This is a genomic window from Rhizobium sp. YTUHZ045, from assembly GCF_051124255.1.
Lineage (GTDB): Bacteria > Pseudomonadota > Alphaproteobacteria > Rhizobiales > Rhizobiaceae > Rhizobium.
In genome coordinates this window covers 2,670,159-2,685,197 of the sequence record NZ_CP101432.1, presented here as the reverse complement: position 1 = coordinate 2,685,197, position 15,039 = coordinate 2,670,159, and the positions used below count along the sequence as shown (strand labels likewise).

14 protein-coding genes are annotated in these 15,039 nt (G+C 61.4%); 5 read left to right on the top strand and 9 right to left on the bottom strand.

Annotated elements, in window-relative coordinates; all coding sequences use genetic code 11:
• Positions 1-12: 12 nt before the first annotated feature.
• Together NMA58_RS13545 and NMA58_RS13540 are read right to left on the bottom strand one after the other, a co-directional pair.
• On the bottom strand, positions 13-969 hold the full coding sequence (locus tag NMA58_RS13545) for a DMT family transporter (protein WP_430958307.1): 957 nt from the start codon (positions 967-969) through the stop codon (positions 13-15).
• A gap of 17 nt (positions 970-986) precedes the next feature.
• Positions 987-1,916: an alpha/beta fold hydrolase gene (locus NMA58_RS13540; RefSeq protein ID WP_434710564.1), complete on the bottom strand. Its 930-nt coding sequence runs from the start codon at positions 1,914-1,916 to the stop codon at positions 987-989.
• 256 nt (positions 1,917-2,172) lie between these two features.
• Between NMA58_RS13540 and NMA58_RS13535 the strand changes: the two genes are divergently transcribed.
• From NMA58_RS13535 to metF, 4 genes are all read left to right on the top strand, one after another.
• A complete protein-coding gene (locus NMA58_RS13535; protein WP_434710562.1) occupies positions 2,173-2,913 on the top strand; it encodes a ribonuclease T2 family protein in 741 nt (246 codons plus the stop codon).
• Positions 2,914-3,010: 97 nt separating this feature from the next.
• Entirely contained in the window at positions 3,011-4,660 is a 1,650-nt protein-coding gene (gene ettA / locus NMA58_RS13530; RefSeq protein WP_011426118.1) for an energy-dependent translational throttle protein EttA, read from the top strand.
• A 159-nt stretch (positions 4,661-4,819) separates the two neighbouring features.
• The gene (locus tag NMA58_RS13525; protein ID WP_085780130.1) at positions 4,820-5,845 is read left to right on the top strand and encodes an ArsR/SmtB family transcription factor; all 1,026 of its coding nucleotides are present in this window, start codon (positions 4,820-4,822) and stop codon (positions 5,843-5,845) included.
• Between the two features lie 2 nt (positions 5,846-5,847).
• The gene (gene metF, locus NMA58_RS13520) at positions 5,848-6,750 is read left to right on the top strand and encodes a methylenetetrahydrofolate reductase [NAD(P)H] (protein WP_430958310.1); all 903 of its coding nucleotides are present in this window, start codon (positions 5,848-5,850) and stop codon (positions 6,748-6,750) included.
• Positions 6,751-7,204: 454 nt separating this feature from the next.
• Here metF and NMA58_RS13515 read toward each other — a convergent pair whose 3' ends face one another.
• The 6 genes from NMA58_RS13515 to NMA58_RS13490 all read right to left on the bottom strand — a co-directional run bounded on the left by NMA58_RS13515 (position 7,205) and on the right by NMA58_RS13490 (position 12,573).
• Positions 7,205-8,110, bottom strand: coding sequence for a DMT family transporter (locus NMA58_RS13515; protein ID WP_434710559.1), 906 nt, complete (start codon positions 8,108-8,110; stop codon positions 7,205-7,207).
• A gap of 125 nt (positions 8,111-8,235) precedes the next feature.
• The gene (locus tag NMA58_RS13510) at positions 8,236-9,456 is read right to left on the bottom strand and encodes a lytic murein transglycosylase (protein ID WP_085778799.1); all 1,221 of its coding nucleotides are present in this window, start codon (positions 9,454-9,456) and stop codon (positions 8,236-8,238) included.
• A gap of 81 nt (positions 9,457-9,537) precedes the next feature.
• Positions 9,538-10,335, bottom strand: coding sequence for a glycoside hydrolase family 25 protein (locus tag NMA58_RS13505; protein WP_434710557.1), 798 nt, complete (start codon positions 10,333-10,335; stop codon positions 9,538-9,540).
• Positions 10,336-10,462: 127 nt separating this feature from the next.
• Positions 10,463-11,137 carry a class I SAM-dependent methyltransferase gene (locus NMA58_RS13500; RefSeq protein WP_434710555.1) on the bottom strand — a complete coding sequence of 225 codons (675 nt, stop codon included), beginning with the start codon at positions 11,135-11,137 and terminating at the stop codon, positions 10,463-10,465.
• Entirely contained in the window at positions 11,134-12,378 is a 1,245-nt protein-coding gene (locus NMA58_RS13495; protein ID WP_434710553.1) for a DUF3419 family protein, read from the bottom strand. Before NMA58_RS13495 ends, NMA58_RS13500 begins: the two co-directional genes overlap by 4 nt.
• 45 nt (positions 12,379-12,423) lie before the next feature.
• Positions 12,424-12,573 (bottom strand): hypothetical protein, encoded by a 150-nt coding sequence (locus NMA58_RS13490; RefSeq protein ID WP_434710551.1) that lies wholly within the window; start codon positions 12,571-12,573, stop codon positions 12,424-12,426.
• Between NMA58_RS13490 and NMA58_RS13485 the strand changes: the two genes are divergently transcribed.
• Positions 12,572-13,993 carry a serine hydrolase domain-containing protein gene (locus NMA58_RS13485; protein WP_434710549.1) on the top strand — a complete coding sequence of 474 codons (1,422 nt, stop codon included), beginning with the start codon at positions 12,572-12,574 and terminating at the stop codon, positions 13,991-13,993. The genes NMA58_RS13490 and NMA58_RS13485 overlap by 2 nt on opposite strands.
• A gap of 46 nt (positions 13,994-14,039) precedes the next feature.
• Here NMA58_RS13485 and NMA58_RS13480 read toward each other — a convergent pair whose 3' ends face one another.
• A complete protein-coding gene (locus NMA58_RS13480; protein WP_434710547.1) occupies positions 14,040-14,981 on the bottom strand; it encodes a transglycosylase SLT domain-containing protein in 942 nt (313 codons plus the stop codon).
• Between the last annotated feature and the right edge of the window lie 58 nt (positions 14,982-15,039).

Sequence of the window (15,039 nt, the reverse complement as noted above, 5' to 3'; positions counted from 1 at the left end):
CCCGTCCAGTGTCTACGGCGCCAGCGTCACCTCAGATGTATCGGATACGGGCTTTGAAGCAAAGCGGCGCTCTCGCCAGAGGATGTAGAAGCCCGAGGCCATGATGATCGTGATGCCGAGCCATTTGATCGCATCCGGAAAATCGCCGAAAACAAGCCAGGCGAAGATCGTTGCCGAGACGATCTCGAAATATTGCAGCGGCGCCAGCGTCGACGCCGGTGCCGCACGAAAGGCATAGACGCCGAGGATGCCGGCGATCGCGGCCATGGCGCCGACGCCGGCGACGTAGAACCAAGCGCTGCCTGCAGGCATGACAGGATCGAAGAGATCGGAGCCGCTTCCTTCGCCGACGAAAAGCAGGAGGGCGCAGAAGAGCAAGCCCCAGATGCCCATCTGGAACTGCATCGACCAGGGATCTTCCCTGTGCGAGAGGACGCGGGTCATCAACACGAAGGCCGCAATGCAGAGCGCGCTGACGACAGGCAGGAGCGCGATGTAGCCGACCTCCTCGAAACTCGGCTGAATGATCAGCATCGCCCCGAAAAAGCCGACGCCACAGGCGGTATAGCGCCGCCAGCCGATCGTCTCCTTGAGGAAAATGCCGCCGAGGATCGTCACGATGATCGGCTCGATAAAGAAGATTGCGATCGCGTCGGCGACCGCCATATATTTCAGCGTGGTGACGAAAGAGATCATCGACACGGTGATGACGAAGCCGCGGATGGCGTGGAACAGGCTCTGGCGCCAGGAGAAATCGGTAAAGCTGCGTCGCCATAGCACGATCGGCAGCATGCAGAGCGCCTGCACGAGGAAGCGGCCGGCGGTGATCTCGGCGGAGGGGATGGTGACGACGGCAAGCTTGGCGAAGATATCGATGAGCGGCGAGAACATCACCGAAAGAAACATCAGCGCAAGCCCCGTCGTCACCTCCGAGGTGGACGAAGCGGGGCGGGCGGAAGTGCTGCTCATGATGGAATCTCTCTGGCTCAGGATCTTGCGAGTGCCTCGTCGCACCAGTGCGCGAAGGCGGCGGTCGCCGCGTCGGCGCCGATCTCGTTCAGCGTTTCGTGTCGCATATCCTGATATATCTGGACGCTGATATGAGAGAAGCCTTGGGCTTTCAAATGGTTTGCCAGCCAGAGGATGGCTTTTCCACGCTCCGTCGCCGGATCCTCGCCGCCGCCGACCAGATGGATCGGCATATCGCGCGGTAGGCGGTCGAGATGGAGCTTCTGCGGCGCGCGAAAAGTCAGCTCGAAGAGATCGAGCCAGAGCGAGACTGATGCGTCAAAGCCGCAGAGCGGATCGGCGATATATTTGTCGACTTCATCGGCATGGCGCGACAGCCAGTCGAACTCGGTGCGGCGGTCCGGGATCGATTTTCCCCAAGCGCCGAAGGTGAGCTTCGGCAAGAGGCCGCTCGGGACGTCGGAGCCCTTCAGCATCCGCTCGGCAAGCAGGATCGCCTGGGCGGCTCGGCCGGCAAGGCCGACGGCGAAATTCGAATTCCAGACGGCGACAGCATCGAAGTCGGAGGGAGCGGTGACAGCGGCATTGAGCGCGATGAGGCCGCCCATCGAATGGCCAAATAGGATCACCTTCAGGCCGGGATTGCGCGAGGCCGCATGGGCGCGCATGGCAATGACGTCGCCGATCACCCGATCGACGCCATTCCAGCGGGCGAAGCGGCCAATCGGCGCGTCGGGCGCGGTCGTCTCGCCGTGGCCACGGTGATCATGGGCATAGACGTGATAGCCGCGCCCCGCCATCGCCTCGGCAAAGCGGCCATAGCGCTTCGAGTGCTCCGCCAGGCCGTGCGATATCAACAGTATGCCGCGTGCCGGAGCGGCGGCTTCGGCATGGTGATAGGCCAGAGACGCTTCCCCTATGGCGAGCCTTTGCGTATCAGAAAACATCCGGATCCTCCCTGCCGCAGCAGAGCAGATCGCTACTGCATAATTCCTTAAAGCGGAATCGATTTGCGCAGAATATTCTGCAACCATAAGTGCGACAGCGTCCGTGCGTAACTCAAGAACAGGGAGCTTCCCGGAACAGCCGACTGTTTCCGACGACGCAGTCGAGAACAAATTCCAGGATAGTTGCGATTCAGGGTTGCTGCCGTTTACTCTTTGTGCTTATCTGTTCCTGCATTGTTCTTCTTTGGGGGTTGAAATGAGCAGCATGCAGTTGCGTACCTTTACATTCGCCGTGTCGATGATCCTTGCCGGCGCTGCCGTGGCGCAGGAGGCCGAGGGCCGTACCCGTTTCATTCTTGCTGCGAGCTGGCAGCCCGCCTTCTGCCAGACGAACCAGAAGAAGCCCGAATGCGCCAGCCAGACCGGCGAGCGCCATGATGCGACGAATTTCTCCCTGCATGGCCTGTGGCCGATGCGGCAGGATTATTGCGGCGTCAGCGACGACCAGAAGGCTGCCGACAAGGACGGCAAATGGGAGACATTGCCTGATGTCACGCTTTCGGCCGAGACGAAGGCGTCGCTTGCAAAGGCGATGCCCGGCACGCAGTCCGGCCTCGAACGGCACGAATGGATAAAGCATGGCACCTGCACGAAAATGAGCGTGGAGGATTATTTCGGCGTCGGCGTCCATCTGGTGGATGCGCTCAATACATCGGCCGTGCGCGATCTATTTGCCGCCAATATCGGCAAGACGGTCAAGGCGGAGGCGATCAAGGCTGCTTTCGACAAAAGCTTCGGGCCGGGTGCGGGCGAGCGCGTCAAGATGAGCTGCCGGCGAGCCGGCAGTGTCAGGGTGATCAGCGAGTTGACGATCGGACTGTCTGCGGATGCGGGAGCGGCATCGGCCAAAAGCGCAAGCCTTGCCGATCTGATCCAGGGGGCGGGAAAAACCTCGTTCGGCTGTGACGAGGGCGTTGTCGATGCGGCGGGCTTCTGACCGGAATCCGGCGTAAACGGGTTTCGGCGTTGCTCATAGGCGCTGTTTCGCCTACATAGCGGCACGAAACGAAGTTTCCCGCCCGGAGCAGCGCAGCATGGCACGTCAATTCATCTATCATATGTCCGGCCTCAACAAGGCCTATGGCAACAAGAAGATCCTGGAGAACATCCACCTTTCCTTCTACCCGGATGCCAAGATCGGCATCCTCGGACCGAACGGCGCCGGTAAATCCACTGTGCTGCGCATCATCGCCGGCCAGGACAAGGAGTATACCGGCGAAGCCTGGCTCGCCGAGGGTGCCACAGTCGGCTATCTCGAGCAGGAGCCGAAACTCGACCCTACCAAGACTGTTTTCGAGAACGTCATGGAAGGTGTTGCCGCGAAGACGGCAATCGTCGATCGTTACAACGAATTGATGATGAATTACTCGGACGAGACCGCGGAAGAGGGTGCGAAGCTCCAGGACATCATCGACAGCCAGAACCTCTGGGATCTGGAAAGCCAAGTCGAGATGGCGATGGAAGCCCTGCGCTGCCCGCCGCGCGATGCCGAGGTCACCAGCCTGTCCGGTGGTGAGCGCCGCCGCATCGCACTCTGCCGCCTGCTGCTCTCGCAGCCGGATCTGTTGCTGCTCGACGAGCCGACTAACCATCTGGACGCCGAAACCATCGCCTGGCTCGAAAAGCATCTGCGCGACTATCCCGGCGCCGTGATGATGATCACCCACGACCGCTACTTCCTGGATAACGTCACCGGCTGGATCCTCGAACTCGATCGCGGCCGCGGCATCCCTTACGAAGGCAACTACTCCGCCTATTTGCAGGCCAAGGCCAAGCGCATGCTGCAGGAAAACCGCGAAGAGGCATCGCGCCAGAAGGCGATCAGCCGCGAGCAGGAATGGATTGCTTCCAGCCCGAAGGCTCGCCAGGCCAAGTCGAAGGCGCGTATCAAATCCTACGAGCAGTTGGTGGAGGCGGCCGAGAAGCAGCGTCCCGGCGACGCGCAGATCATCATCCCGGTCAGCGAACGGCTCGGCCAGGTGGTCATCGAGTTGGAAGGCATCACCAAGGGCTTCGAGGGTCGCACGCTGATCAACGACCTGTCGATCAAGCTGCCGCCGGGCGGCATTGTCGGCATCATCGGCCCGAACGGCGCCGGCAAGACGACCCTGTTCAAGATGATCACCGGCCAGGAAAAGCCGGATAGCGGCTCGATCCGCATCGGCGAGACTGTGCATCTCGGTTATGTCGACCAGAGCCGCGACGCGCTGGCCGCCGACAAGACGGTCTGGGAGGAAATCTCCGGTGGCGCCGAAATCATCAAGCTCGGCAAGTTCGACATGAACTCGCGTGCCTACTGCGGCGCCTTCAACTTCAAGGGTGGTGATCAGCAGCAGAAGGTCGGCAATCTCTCGGGCGGTCAGCGCAACCGCGTGCACCTCGCCAAGATGCTGAAGGCCGGGGGCAATGTTCTGCTGCTCGACGAACCCACCAACGACCTCGATACGGAAACGCTCGGCGCTCTCGAAAACGCGCTCGAGAATTTCGCCGGCTGCGCCATCATCATCAGCCACGACCGCATGTTCCTCGACCGTCTGGCGACGCACATCCTGGCTTTCGAAGGCGAGGGCCATGTCGAATGGTTCGAAGGCAATTTCGAGGATTACGAGCAGGACAAGATCCGCCGCCTCGGCCCCGACGCCCTCAATCCTGGCAGTCAGGCTCACAAGCGCCTGACGCGCTGATCCTGCTTTATTTCCGCTTGCAAGGGCCCCGGTTCGACCGGGGCTTTTTCATATCGGGCCCTGTCGCAATTTGCGCAGGCAATTTCACAGTGCGAATTGCCGCTTGCCACCGCTTTTCAAATCACATAAAGATATCTTTATATGTTGATTGGGCTAATGATGAGCGAACCTTTGAAGCTGGGACTGGATGGGTTGGTGGACGTCTTGAAGGCGGCCGGCGAACCCACGCGTCTGCGTCTTCTGGCGCTTCTCGACGGCGGCGACCTGACGGTGACCGATCTTACCGAAATCCTCGGCCAATCGCAGCCGCGAATCTCCCGCCACCTGAAGCTGCTCGGCGAGGCTGAACTGATCGAACGTTATCAGGAAGGGGCCTGGGCCTATTTCCGCCTCAAACAGGACGGCAAGGCGGCCATGCTGGTGCGGGCATTGCTGAGACACGTCTCCGAGAATGATCCGACCATCCTTCGCGACGGCGAGCGGCTTTCGCAAGTCAAGCGCCAGCGGGCCGAGCGGGCGCAGGCCTATTTCAGCCGCAATGCCGCCGAATGGGACGAGCTTCGTCGCCTGCACGCGGCCGATGAGGAGGTCGACGCCGCCGTCATTCGGCTGCTCGGCAACCAGCCGATCGATTCGCTGCTGGATCTCGGCACCGGCACCGGCCGCATCCTCGAACTCCTGTCCGGGCTCTACCGCCGCGCTGTCGGTGTCGACGCCAGCCGCGACATGCTGAGCGTGGCGCGCGCCAATCTCGACAAGTCGCGTATCACTAAGGCGACGGTGCGCCACGCCGATATCCTCAACCTTCCGTTTGAGGGGCAGGATTTCGACCTGGTGACGATCCATCAGGTGCTGCATTTCTTCGACCAGCCGGAGATTGCGATCGCGGAAGCGGCGCGCATGCTGCGGCCGGGCGGGCGGCTTGTGGTCATCGATCTCGCACCGCACACGCTCGAATATCTCCGCGACGAACATGCCCATGTCCGTCTCGGCTTTTCGCACCAGGCGATGTCCGACTGGCTGCGCAAGGCCGGGCTCGACGTCGAGCAGGTCGTCGATCTTCATCCGGGTCAGCAGGGCGGGCAGGGGTTGACGGTCACCGTCTGGCTCGCGCGCGATCCGAGGCGCCTCATGGCTTCGCAGACCAGCGAAGGCGCCGAAGCTACATTTGCCGGGAGAGTATGAATATGGCTTTGAAAAGCGAAGGACGCGGGCGCAACTTCGGGATCTCCTTCGAGTTCTTTCCACCGAAATCGGAAGAAATGGAGGCGCAGCTCTGGGATGCCGTCGCTAAGCTGCAGGACTGGGATCCGGATTTCGTGTCGGTGACCTATGGCGCCGGCGGCACCACCAAGGCGCCGACGCTGTCGGCGGTGACGCGCTTCCTGTCGCAGACGCCGCTTGCCACCGCTTCGCACCTGACCTGCGTCGGTGCGACGAAGGAGGAAACGCATCAAATGATCGATACGTTTCGCAAGGTCGGCGTAAAGCATTTCGTGGCGTTGCGCGGCGATGCGCCTGGCGGCGTCGGTGCGCCCTATCAGCCGCATCCCGGCGGTTACGCCAATGCCGCGGAACTGGTGGCCGGTCTCAAGTCGGTCGGTGATTTCGAGATTTCGGTTTCCGCCTATCCGGAAAAACACCCGGAAAGCCGTGATACGGCCGCCGATATCGAGATGCTGAAGCGCAAGGCCGATAACGGCGCTGACCGGGCGTTGACGCAGTTCTTCTTCGACAACGACAATTTCGAGCGCTACTTGGAGCAGGTGCGCGCCGCCGGCATTTCGATCCCGATCGTGCCCGGCATCATGCCGATCCAGAACCTGACGCAACTGAAGCGTTTCGCCGGTGCCTGTGGCGCGGTCATCCCGACCTTCCTCGATGAGCGTTTCGCGGGCTTCGACGACAAGCCCGAGGATCGGGCAAAGGTCGCGGCCGAAGTTGCTGCCGAGCAGATCGAGGATCTCGTCCGGCGCGGCATCGGTGATTTCCATCTCTATACGATGAACCGCGCGCCACTGGTTTCCGCGGTGCTCGACAACCTCGGCTACTCCCGCCGGACGGCAAAGAGCGCGGGCGCAGCCGCCTGATCCTTTCAGACGTTCAAAAGTGAAAAAGCGCATGTCGGGCGGGACATGCGCTTTTTCGTTGGCGGATTGATCAGGGGAGTTTAGGCACTATCAGCGCTACCAACCCGTCAGCTCAAATAAAGAGCATGGACAGGACGAAAGCAAACGCTGCACTGACCAACAGAACATTCAAGGATTGCGTGAGTCCCATGTCTGTCTCCTCGCGTTAACCGGCCGATATTATGTCTGAAATATGTCTGTTGAAAAGCGGATTTTATGCTGCGCTGCCGAAGCGGCCGGCGGATAAGGCGAATAGCGTTTTCACAAATTATTGATATCAAAAGATAATTTCGTGATTATTCTTGTTCACAGATTTTAACGCGGCGTTAAATCGGGCGATTGAGGATTTACCTATGCGCCCGAAACATGGCGGCACGGCAATCGGTTGAAAACATAGGGAATATGTAATCAGCTTTCAGGCAGCTTTCACCAGCAGGCGGTAGGCGCGGCCATCGAGGATGACCAGGCCGAAACCGATCAGCGCCATGCCCGCAAATTCGCCAACCGCCAGCCGTTCTCCGAGGAAAAGCACGCCGAGCAAGATGGCGCTTGGAGGCACCAGCAGGGTGACAAGCGAGGCGTTGGTGGCGCCCGCCGCCGCCATGATCCGGAAATAGAGAATGTAGGCGAAGGCGGTCGACACCAGCGCCAACGCCAGGACGGCGAGCAGGATATCGAGCGGCGGCAAGGAGAGCGTCCAGGGGCGATCGGCCATTAGCGACATCGGCAAAGTGATCAGCGAGGACGCGGTCAACTGGCCGGCTGCGGTGACTGGTGCCGGAACGTCCTTGAATCTCTTGCCGTAGGTGGCGGCGAACCCGTAGGAGATGGCGGCAAGCACAGGGAGCAGCAGCGCCCAGAGGGGGGCTTGGCCGCTGGCCGACAGGCCAGGGCCGACCAGTACGATCGTTCCGGCGAGGCCGACGAGGCAGCCGGCGATCTTGGCCGAGGACAGCTTTTCGTCGGAGGTGAGATAATTGGCGATCAGCACGGTCCAGATCGGCGTCGTTGCGTTCAGGATCGCCGCAAGGCCGGCGCCGATGCGGGTCTGGCCGAAGAAGATCAGCGCATGCGGCAGGGCATTGTTGATCAGCCCTAGGATCAGGAATTCGCGCCAGCGGGCTTTCAGGGTCGAAAAGATATCGAAACGGCCGGCGATATAGACGTGCAGCGCCAGCCCGGCCAGCAGCAGACGGAGGAAGACGAGCGTCAGCGGCGGAATATGCTGGACGGCGATGCGCGCGAAGAAAAAGGAGCCGCCCCAGATAAGACCAAGCAGGAGCAGCAGGCTCCAGATCCAGGCACTCATTTTGCTGTCCATGCCATCTTCCTCCAAAAAGCCGCATCTCTAGACCCGGCGTCGCTCCTCGGCATTATGCTTTAACGCGGACGGTGAGCGGCGCCACCCGTTTCTTGCGAAACGAGCGGCGGGAGTGCCAGAGGCGATCAGAGAGCGTTGAGAAGGGCAGGCGTCGCCCAGCCGTCGGCCGGTATGCCCAAGCGCTGCTGTTCCTTCTGGATTGCGATACGCGTGCCGGAACCGAGAATACCGTCGATCTCGCCGACATCGTGGCCGAGTGACTGCAGCTTGGTCTGCAGCGTCTTCATCTGGTCGTTGGCAAGACCCTGTTCCGGTGTGCCCTTGAGATAGGTCGGGGCGCCGGAAAGGCGGGTGGCGAAATAGGCGGCCGACGTCGTGTAGATGAACGATTTGTTCCATTCGAGATAGATCTTGAAATTGGGATAGGCGATGAAGGCCGGCCCCATGCGGCCCTGCGGCAGGACCAGATCACCCTCCAACTCACCGAAGGCCGTGTTTCCGTCGCGCGGCTTGACGCCGAGCGCGAACCACTCGCTCGCCTTCATTGCGCCGCCAAGGCCGGATTTCTCCCAAGGCAGGTTGTCGGGGAGGGTGACTTCCTGCAGCCAGGGCTGACCGCGCTCGAAGCCGAGATGCTGGATGAATTTCGCTGCCGTCAGAATGGCGTCCGGGCCGCTCTGCTTCAGGCGGACATGGCCGTCGCCGTCGCCATCCATGCCATAGGCGATGATGTCGCGCGGCAGCATCTGAACCTGGCCTATCTCGCCGGCCCAGGCGCCGGTGTTGGTGGCGGGGTCGAGGTCGCCGTGCTCGACCATCTCGATCAAGGCGATCAGCTGCGGGCGGAAGAGCTCCGGGCGGCGGCAGTCGTGCGACAGCGTCACCAGGGCATTGCGGGTGTTGAAATCGCCCTGGACGGCACCGAAATCGGTTTCCATCGCCCAGAATGCAGTGATCACGCCTGGAGGAACGCCGAATTCCTGCTCGGCCCGGGCAAAGACGTCGGCATATTGCTTCATCTTCTGGCGGCCGATGTCGAGGCGGGCCTGGCTAACAGTGCGCTGCGAGAATTCGAGGAAGGTCTGCTTGAAGACGCCCTGGGCGCGGTCCCGGCTCAGGACCTTGGGATCGATTTCGGCGCCGGCCAGCGCCTCGTCGGCGGCCGCGGCGCTGGCGCCTGCGGCGACCGCATCGGCCTTGACGCCCTGGAGGAAGGCCGACAGATCGCCGCCGCAGGGAGCTGCCGGAGCCGAGGCCGTGGGCGCCTGCTGGGCGGCCGCGCCGCCTGCAAAAGCAAGGCCAAACAGGAGGGCGAGTGCAGAGCGGCTTGCGAGCGAGCGGTGCATGAAGGTGGTCCTTATAGCAAATGGATATCCGTCGCTTTCACAGAGGAATGTGACGGAAGCAAGAAAGATTGAAAGACGTTACTAAGAATTTCTATCCTTGGAAACGGCCGCGACCCAATTGTTCCAGTTCTTTGCGCTGCCGGCAAAGACGTTGATGTCGGTCGGCCCCTTGATGCCGGGAATAACGCCGGTCGAGGTATATTGCCAGAAGGCCCAGCGGCGGTCGGAATAGGTCACTTCGGGATGTTTCGCCACCGAGCGGACCCAGAAATGATAATCCTGGAAATAGCCGGCGAGATTGTCGCGGTGGAAATCCACCGAAGTATAGATGATCGGGCGCTTGCCGTAGTAAGCCTCCAGCCGGTCCATGAAACGCTGCATTTCGGAGCGCACCGTTACCGGGTCGGGACGATAGCGGCAGGTCTTCGATTCGGCGTTCCATTCGACATCGAGCACCGGCGGCAGGCGCATGGCCTCCTTAGGCACGTTGCGGATGAACCAGTCGGCCTGCTCATCGGCCGAGGAGCAGAAATAATAGAAATGGTAGGGGGCGTGCGGGATGCCGGCGGCGCGCGCCTCGCGCCAATATTCGTCGAAGCGCGGATCGACCCTGTCCTTGCCTTCCGTCGCCTTGATGAAGGCGAAGCCGACGCCGGAATTCCTCACCGTCGCCCAGTCGATGTCACCCTGCCATTTGGAGATGTCGATGCCGTGGATCGCGTTCTGCTGCGGATGCTTCGGGCCGAAATCCTGCGGATCGGTGTCCTGGAAGCGCGTCTTCGGCTTTATCGATGCGGTTTCGAGATAGTCATGACCGGAGGAGGAGCAGCCCGCCGGCAGGATGGCCAGAGGCAGAACGCAAAACAAAAGCCGGCGCATGGGTATCCCGTCGTGAACCGAATGATCTCTTTGCCCCACAGCCTGACCTTCGAAAATGACGAGCCCAGCAGAGGAATAACCCTCTTTTCATCATATCAACGTAAAAAATCGGTTAGTTTCAAGCGAATTATGAGCGCCTGCTGATAATGGCCGCCCGCCAGGCGTAACCGCCGCCGACTATTTCAAAGGACAATCGCGCATTGTGTTCCTCGGCCTGCGCTTCCAAGACCTCCTGCAAATCGGCGCGCGGAGTGACATGGAATTTCGCAAGCCAGGCCTGCAGCATGCGGCGGAACCAAGGCGGCAGGCCTTCCTGCTGGCCGAAATCGACGATATGCAGCTGGCCGCCTGGATTGAGTGCGGCGATCGACGCATCGACGGCGCGTTCCCAGTCCGGGATCATCGACAGGGCATAGGAGATCAGGATGCGGTCGAAGCCGCTGACGCCGAATTCGCGCGGGGTAAACGCCGTGGCATCGGCGACGCGGAATTCCGGAATCGTGGCCTTGGTGGCGAAGGTCTTGCGAGCCGAGATCAGCATTTCTTGGGAAATGTCGAGGCCGAACAGCTTAGCGCTCGGGAAATGCCTGTGAGCCAAAGCCATGTTGCGGCCGGTACCGCAGCCGACTTCGAGCAGGGTGCCGCTGTCTGGCACGTCGAGATTGCGAATCGTGCTGTCGCGGCCGAGGAGGTAATATTTGCGGGTCAGGTCGTAGATATGGCGCTGGTAGCGGTACATGCCATCCATCAGGCTGGCATGTTGATCGCTCTTTCCTGCCGTCTCGGCTCCGATCTTGCTCACGCCTTCTTCCCGTAAATGTGGAAGCCGCCGTATATCGCCGAGCGATCGAGCGCGGTCAGCTCTCGCGACTTGACTTCGAAATAATCCCATTGGTCGCGGATCGAAGGTGACAGACGGCCTTCGATGATGCTTCTTTCGGCGGCGGTACGGAAGATTACGCGAGCGCCTTCGCGCGCCGTGCGGGTGATCTCCCGCCAGACGTCGTTCAGCTGTCCGTCGGTCATCCAGTCCTGCGCGTCGAGCAGGATATAACGGTCGCGGGAAGCCGCCGGCTCGCGGGCCAGAAGTTCGGTGAAGCTTGCGTGGTGAACGTTGACGCGGTCGACATTAGCGCGGATCACCTCGTAGTGCTCCGGCTTCAGATAGGTCGGCAGCGGGCCTTCTTCTTCGGTGCCGTAGCGGCGGCCGAAGGCCTGCCAGGCGAAATAGTTGTCGCGCATCGGGAAATGACAGGCGAGCTTTTCCAGGCGATGCTTCAGCACCGGCGCGATCGAATGATCGTCGGCAAGACTTGCGAGCTCATCATATTGCTGCGGCGGAATGCCGAGGCCGAAGAGTGAGCTTTTGCGACCGGTGATCCAGCGTACGACCGGCTTTTCGAACAGGGGTGCGATCTGCTCGTCGAAGAACTGGCGCTGCTCGCGGATCGAACGGGTTTTGGTCATTTCGCCCAGCTTGACGCCGTGCAGACGGGCAAGGAGGTGGGCAGCACCGATGAAGCGGCCGAGCAGGCCGGTTTCATAGATGTTGCGGTCGAAGACAGTGACGCGGCGGCGGCCGAACTTGCGGCCGTTCCAGTAACTGCGCGTCGCCTCGTCGAGTTTGGCAGCGAGATGCTGATCATAAGCGCGGCTGTTCGATTTCTCGTTCGGCATCGCCAGGAAGCGGACGAGATCGGCGTGACAGGGAAGGTGCTTGAAGGCGGCAAGCTTCAGGCGGTTCAGCGCGATATGGTGCGGGTTGAGGTCGACGACGTCGATCGAAGCCGGCGCCTTGGAGAGATAGGCGAGCATGTTGCAGCCGCCCGAACCGATGGTGACGATGCGGTGATTGGGCTTCAACTCCATCGCCTGCATGTCGAGATCCGGATCCTCCCAGATCTGCGGATAGACGAGGCCGGAGAAGAGAAGACCGAAGAGCCGCTCGGAGAAGCCCTCCTTCGAAAAAGCCTTGTGGCGGAGAAGGGCGTCCTTGAGTTTCCGGTTCTTGCGGAAGCCGGCATCCGGTGCAAATTCTGACATGAGTCTGTCACCTTTTTAGCGTTCAGGGCGTGTAGCGCGCCACTGCTACAGTTTGATGACGTGGGCTGTGGGCCTGAGCCGTTCGAGAACGTCGCCCTCCTCGGAAAGTGATTGGGTGACGGAATATTCTTCGCGCCGCGCCCTTTCCGGCAGGCGGAATTCCTGCTTCTCTCCAAGCATTCGGAGGAATGCCATGCGATTTGTCCTGCGTGTCCTGAAGGCGCTTGCTCTCCTTGTCGTTCTCATCGTCGTTGCCGGCGCCGCCTGGCTGTTCGTCCGGCCGCCAGAGCTTCTGCGCGTCGGCGGCGGCTATGCCGCCAAGATCGTCTGCTCCAATGTCTTCATTGCCGGCCGGGAGGCGGATGATGTGCTTCATGACGATGTCCAGGCGCCCGGAAATCCGTTGCTTCGGCTGATGCGTGTAAGCGTCGACCGCGAAAACAGCCGTGTGACGGCACGCTTCATGGGGCTGTTCGCGCCGAGTTACGCCTTCTATCGCAGCGGTCTCGGTTGTACGAGCGTGCCGGACGGCGACTTCGAGGCGGCGGCGAATGCCGTGCCCTTCGATGCGACGGTCAAAGCGGAGACGAATGATGCCTTATGGCCGCAGGGCGAGGGCGTAGGTGATCCCGACGAGAAGATCGCCGCGCTGCTCGGCGATGCCGGACTTTCCGGCCCGGCGATGCGGGCGATCGTGGTGGTGCGTGACGGCCGCATCGTGGCCGAAGCCTACGGCCCCGGATTCTCGGCGAAGACGCCGCTGATCGGCTGGTCGATGACGAAGACGGTGAATGCGGCGATCCTCGGCCGGCTGATGCTCGATGGCAAGATTTCCTTCGACGATGATCATCTGCTGGCGCAGTGGAAGTACGATCAGCGCGCCAGGATCAAGGTATCCGACTTGCTCGGCATGGAGAGCGGCCTGGCGTTCAACGAGGACTATGGCAACGTCGCTGACGTGACGCGCATGCTCTATCTCGACCCCGACATGGTGTCGTTGCCGGCCAATTCCCCGATAGAGGCGCCGCCGGGTCAGCGCTTCCGCTATTCGAGCGGCACTGCGATGCTCTTGTCGCGTATCTGGATGGACAGAATCGGCAATGCGCCGGCAGCCTTTTCCTATCCGCACGACGCGCTCTTCTCCCCTCTCGGCATGACGAGTGCCGTCTTCGAACTCGACGCGCGCGGCACCTTTGTCGGAAGCTCCTATCTCTACGCGACGGCGTATGATTGGGCCCGCTTCGGGCAGTTCCTGTTGCAGGATGGCGTGTGGAACGGCCAGCGGCTGTTGCCGGAGGGCTTCGTCGGCGCCATGCGCACGCCGACGGTGGCGTCGAACGGCCGGTATACGCAAGGTCAGGCTTGGCTTGCGCCCGGTGGATCGAGCGCCGCGTTCGGGCTGCCCGAGGATACGTTCTGGCTCACGGGGCATGACGGGCAGAGCATGGCGATCGTGCCTTCCGCCAATCTGATCGTCGTCCGGCTCGGCCTGACGCCGGGCTGGCTCGGCTATCAACCGCAGACGCTTCTGAAGGCAGTCCTGGCGGCGCTGCCGCAAGCGCGAGCGCCGCAACAGCAAGCCGAATCACACCGGCAGGCTCAGCCGCAGCCGTAGGCTACGACCGCTGTTTCTATTGGTTCGTTTTGGTAGCTGCCAGGTTTCAGTAATTACCCTGGGCGACATCATTCATGCCCTTGCGCTTGGCGTCGTAGTAATAGCCCCGCGCATAGAGGCGGACAGCGTCGTCTTCTTTGTTGTCGGAGACGAGCCAGGCGCCGCGCAGATATTTTGCGGCATATTTGATGTTGGTCTCGGCGTCGAAGAGGCCGCCCGGCGCACCGTCATAGCCCATAGATTTGGCGGTGTTGTATTTGATTTGCATGAGGCCGAAATAGCCGCGCTTGTTGTAAGCCTTCGGATTGTAGCGGCTCTCGCGATGGACGATGCGGTGGAGCAGCGTCTCGGGAATTTCGTAGATCTTCGAATATTTCTGGATGAGCTTGGTGACGAAGCTCTTCTCGACCGTCGGCGCATCGTCCCTGGCGTCGTCGCTGAACATCGGGGGAGCCGTCGGCGGATCGATCGGTCCTGACTCGTCGAAGCCGTAATCCATGGAACGCGGCGTGGTATCGACTGCGGCAAGTGCTGCAAGCGCGCTGTTCTGCGGGGTGGCGGCAAAGGCAAGCTGCGTCGCCGGCTGCGACGACGTTCCCGGGCGCGGTGTCGGCACGACAGACTGGATCGCCGTCATCTCAGGCGTCAACGGGATCTGCGCATAGGCCGCCGGCTGTATGCCGGCCTGCATGGTCAGATCGGCAGGCTGGGAGCCCGGCGCGGTCGGCATCGCCGTTGCTGTGAGCGACGGAGCTGCCTGGGGAAGAACGCTGCCGGCGATCGCCTGGCCGGCGGCACCTTCAGCTGTCGGGACTGCGGCGAGCATCGCATCGTCGCCGGGCTTCGGCGTCGGCACCACGGTCTGAGCGGCTGTCAGTTCGGCCTGAGAGGTATATTCGACGCTCGTGCAGCCGGTGATCACGCCGCAGCAGAGCACCGTAGAAACGACAAGACTGCGTTTCAGGCCGGACAATCCGATCGCTACCATTCCGTCACTTTCGTGAAATCGCGCCGCCCCGGCAGCGTTATAAAAGTTACTAAAAAGC